The organism is Mycolicibacterium arseniciresistens, from assembly GCF_030519285.1.
In the GTDB taxonomy this organism is placed as follows: domain Bacteria; phylum Actinomycetota; class Actinomycetes; order Mycobacteriales; family Mycobacteriaceae; genus Mycobacterium; species Mycobacterium arseniciresistens.
This window is the reverse complement of sequence record NZ_JAUMSQ010000445.1, coordinates 1-3,892: the sequence shown is the minus strand read 5'-3', so window position 1 is coordinate 3,892 and position 3,892 is coordinate 1. Positions and strand designations below refer to the sequence as shown.

The following is a 3,892-nucleotide window of genomic DNA, read 5'->3' as shown; positions in this document are numbered from 1 at the left end:
TCGCGCTCTTGTGGCCGAGCGCGCGCACCAGGCCGGCGGTGTCACCGGCCAGCGTCCAGCCGTCGTAGCCGCGCGGGGGCTTGTCGCTGCCGCCGTACCCGCGAAGGTCCACCGCGACGACGCGGGCGCCGGTCAGTCCCCGGAGCTGGTGGCGCCACGACCACCAGAAGCAGCCGAAGCCGTGCAGCAGGATCACCAGCGGCCGCTCGCTCGTCGGCACCGGCGACGGTTCCCCGTCGTCGGCCTCGACGACGTGGAACCGGATGCCGTTGGCATGCACCTCGAGATGCCGCCAGGGGCCGTCGATCCTGGTGACCGACGGATCAGGCGGGGGCCGGACGTCGCCGCCGCGGCGGCGGGGCACTACCAGCCCGACGGGTCGGTGGTCGACTGACCGTTGGGAGATGTGAGCGCCTTGCCGGGGTTCTTGTCGTGCCCGGGGGTGAGCGCTTCGCGGGTCTCCTTGACCGACTCGATGGTCTTCTGCGGTCCGCGGATGCGGCGCACCTTGAGGTATCCGAACAACGCCAGCACCCCGGTGACCAGCACCATGATCCCGAAGACGATCAGGAACGCCGCCCAGCGCCAGATCCAGGTGTCGAGCAGTTCGGCGAGGAAGAAGAAGAAGAAGAACGTGGAGTAGAACAGCACGACCAGCGCCAGGATGAAGAAGACGCTGCCGGTGAGCCCCTTCTTGACGTCCCGGGTGATCTCGGCCTTGGCCAGTTCGACCTCGGCGCGCACCAATGTCGACACCTGCGAGGTGGCGTCCTTGACCAGGTCGCCGATGGACGGGTCGGGCTTCGGCGCGTGCGGATCCACCAGCGGGATCGAGGCGACGGTGGTCGGCACGCCGTTCTTGCGGTCGCTCACGGGCACATCCTCTGCGCTTTGATATTCGGTCGCGCTTCATGTTGCCATGCTGTGACCGGCTAAACGATCCCGGCCGCCATAGACTGGTCTCAGTCAGCAGCGTTGGCGGGTCGGGCCGCATCGACAGGGGATTGGTTTGCACACCAGACACCGCCGCCACGTTCTCGTCGCGGTGATCACCGCCGTGCTCGCGCTGGCGGCACCGGCGGCGCCGGCGCAGGCCCAGGGGCCGGTGGTGCTCGGGGGCGGCTCGGGCATCGTGGTCAACGGTGAATCGCTGTGCACGCTCACCGCGATCGGCAACGACAACCGCGGCGCGCTGGTCGGGTTCACTTCCGCGCACTGCGGTGGGCCGGGCGCCACCGTCGGCGTCGAGGGTGCCGAGGCCGCAGGCGTGGTGGGCACCATGGTCGCAGGCAACGAGGCGCTCGACTACGCCGTCATCGAGTTCGATCCAGCCAAGGTGACGCCGACCAACAACGTCAACGGCTTCCAGATCGACGGCATCGGGCCCGACCCGGCGTTCGGCGAGATCGCGTGCAAGCTGGGCCGCACCACCGGCCAGTCGTGCGGGGTGACGTGGGGCCCGGGGGAGGACCCGGGGACCATCGTCAACCAGGTGTGCGGTCAGCCCGGTGACTCCGGCGCGCCGGTCACGGTGAACAACAAGCTGGTCGGCATGATCCACGGCGCCTTCACCGAAGGCCTGCCGACCTGCGTCGTCCAGTACATCCCGCTGCACACCCCCGCCGTCACGATGTCGATCAACGCGCAGCTGGCCGACATCGTCAGCAAGAACCGGCCGGGCTCCGGCTTCGTCCCGGTGGGAGCCCGCGCCGCCTGACGCTCTACTTGCTCGCGCGGATCGCCTCGAAGACGCTGGGGTCCACCAGTGTCGAGGTGTCGCCGAGCTCGCGGCCCTCGGCGACGTCGCGCAGCAGCCTGCGCATGATCTTGCCGCTGCGGGTCTTGGGCAGCTCGGGCACCACGTGGATCTCTCGCGGCCGGGCGATCGGTGAGATCTCCTTGGCGACCTCGGCGCGCAGCTCGTCGACCATGTCCTCGGCGCCGCCCTTGGCGCTGGCCTTGAGGATGACGAACGCGCAGATCGCCTGCCCGGTCTGATCGTCGGTGGCGCCGACGACGGCGGCCTCCGCGACACCGGCGTGCCCGACGAGCGCGCTCTCCACCTCGGCAGTGGAGATGCGGTGCCCGGAGATGTTCATGACGTCGTCGATGCGGCCGAGCACCCAGATCTCGCCATCCTTGCCGTACCGCGCGCCGTCACCGGCGAAGTACCAGCCCTTCTCGGCGAACCGCGACCAGTAGGTCTCCTTGAACCGCTCCGGGTCGCCCCAGATGCCGCGCAGCATCGACGGCCACGGCTGGTCGAGCACCAGGTAGCCGTTGGCCTGCTCGCCGTGATCGGTGCCCGGCTCGAGCTGGTTGCCGTCGTCGTCGACGATCTTGGCCGAGATGCCCGGCAGCGGCGTCATGGCCGAACCCGGCTTGGCGTCGGTGACGCCGGGCAGCGGCGAGATCATGATGGCGCCGGTCTCGGTCTGCCACCAGGTGTCGACGATCGGGGTCTTGTCGCCGCCGAACACCGTGCGGTACCAGCGCCACGCCTCGGGGTTGATCGGCTCGCCCACCGAGCCCAGAAGACGCAGGCTCGACAGGTCGTGCTCGGCGGCGATCTGGCGGCCGAGCTTCATGAACGTGCGGACCAGGGTCGGCGCCGTGTAATAGATTGTGACGCCGTACTTCTCGATGACCTCGAAGTGCCGGTGCTCGGTCGGTGACGTCGGCGTGCCCTCGTAGACCACCTGCGTCACGCCGTTCGACAACGGGCCGTACACGATGTAGGTGTGCCCGGTGACCCAGCCGATGTCGGCCGTGCACCAGTACACGTCGGTCTCGGGCTTGACGTCGAACACGTTGTAGTGGGTGTAGCTGCTCTGGGTGAGGTAGCCGCCGGTGGTGTGCATGATGCCCTTGGGCTTGCCGGTTGTGCCCGAGGTGTAGAGCAGGAACAGCGGGTGCTCGGAGTCGAAGGCCTCGGGCGTGTGATCGGCCGACGCGCCGTCCACGGTCTCGTGCCACCACAGGTCGCGGCCGTCGGTCCACTCGACGTCGATGCCGGTGCGCCGCACCACCAGAACGTTGGTGACGGTGGTCTCGCCCTTGACGGCCTCGTCCACGGCCTCCTTCAGCGACGCCGCCTTGCCGCGGCGGTACTGGCCGTCGGTGGTGATGACGAGCTTCGCCTCGGCGTCCTCGATGCGCGCCCGCAGCGCAGACGCGGAGTAGCCGGCGAACACCACCGAGTGCATGACGCCGAGCCGCGCGCACGCCAGCATCGCGACGATGGCCTCCGGGACCATGGGCATGTAGATCGCGACGCGGTCACCGGCGACCAGGCCGAGATCGGTCAGGGCGTTGGCGGCCTTGCACACCTCGTCCTTGAGTTCGGCGTAGGTGATGGTGCGCTGATCGTCGACCGGCTCACCGACCCAGTGGATCGCGACCCGGTCACCGTTGCCGGCCTCGACGTGGCGGTCCACGCAGTTATAGGCGACGTTGAGCTTCCCGCCGATGAACCACTTCGCGACCGGGGCCTCCGACCAGTCCAGCACCTCGTCGAACGGGGTGTCCCACGCGAGCCGCTCGGCCTGCGTCGCCCAGAACGCCAGCCGGTCGGCTTCGGCGTCGCTGTACAGCTGGTCGGTCGCATTCGCCTGCGCGGCGAACTCGTCGGGCGGCGGGTAGGCGGACGGAATGTCGGTGTGCGTCTCGGACATGGGTGTGAGCGTAGTCACCACGCGCGCCGCTCAAGGGCTGTCCTCACAACCTCGGCTGCGGGCGGCGGATCCGGCGCGCCGAGCGTCGCGGAACGGTAGGTCAACGGTCGGCTAGCGTGTGCTGCCATGACAGGGGCACGCGATCCGCTGGCGCCGCTGGCCGAACTGCCGGGTGTCGCCGCCGCCGCCGAGGAGGCCCGCGAGGCGCTCGGGAAGGC

4 protein-coding genes and 1 pseudogene are annotated in these 3,892 nt (G+C 69.4%); 2 read left to right on the top strand and 3 right to left on the bottom strand.

From position 1 onward, the window contains the following. Together Q2100_RS30190 and Q2100_RS30185 are read right to left on the bottom strand one after the other, a co-directional pair. Positions 1–364: alpha/beta fold hydrolase (locus Q2100_RS30190; protein ID WP_302916978.1), on the bottom strand; the 364-nt coding region annotated here is incomplete at its 3' end. Next, complete coding sequence (locus Q2100_RS30185) at positions 364–879, bottom strand: phage holin family protein (protein WP_302916977.1); 516 nt, start codon at positions 877–879, stop codon at positions 364–366. The genes Q2100_RS30190 and Q2100_RS30185, both read right to left, overlap by 1 nt. A 130-nt stretch (positions 880–1,009) precedes the next feature. Between Q2100_RS30185 and Q2100_RS30180 the strand changes: the two genes are divergently transcribed. Continuing rightward, positions 1,010–1,717 (top strand): chymotrypsin family serine protease, encoded by a 708-nt coding sequence (locus tag Q2100_RS30180; RefSeq protein ID WP_407667726.1) that lies wholly within the window; start codon positions 1,010–1,012, stop codon positions 1,715–1,717. Positions 1,718–1,721: 4 nt separating this feature from the next. On the opposite strand, the gene acs is transcribed toward Q2100_RS30180, so the two are convergent. Further along, positions 1,722–3,674, bottom strand: coding sequence for an acetate--CoA ligase (acs, locus tag Q2100_RS30175; RefSeq protein ID WP_302916976.1), 1,953 nt, complete (start codon positions 3,672–3,674; stop codon positions 1,722–1,724). A 126-nt stretch (positions 3,675–3,800) separates the two neighbouring features. On the opposite strand from acs, the pseudogene Q2100_RS31795 reads away from it, so the two are divergent. Continuing rightward, positions 3,801–3,892, top strand: a pseudogene (locus Q2100_RS31795) (oxidoreductase); the annotation flags it as partial.

Excerpts from the sequence above, each read along its gene's own strand:
- acs (WP_302916976.1), bottom strand. The coding sequence starts at position 3,674 with ATGTCCGAGACGCACACCGACATTCCGTCCGCCTACCCGCCGCCCGAC.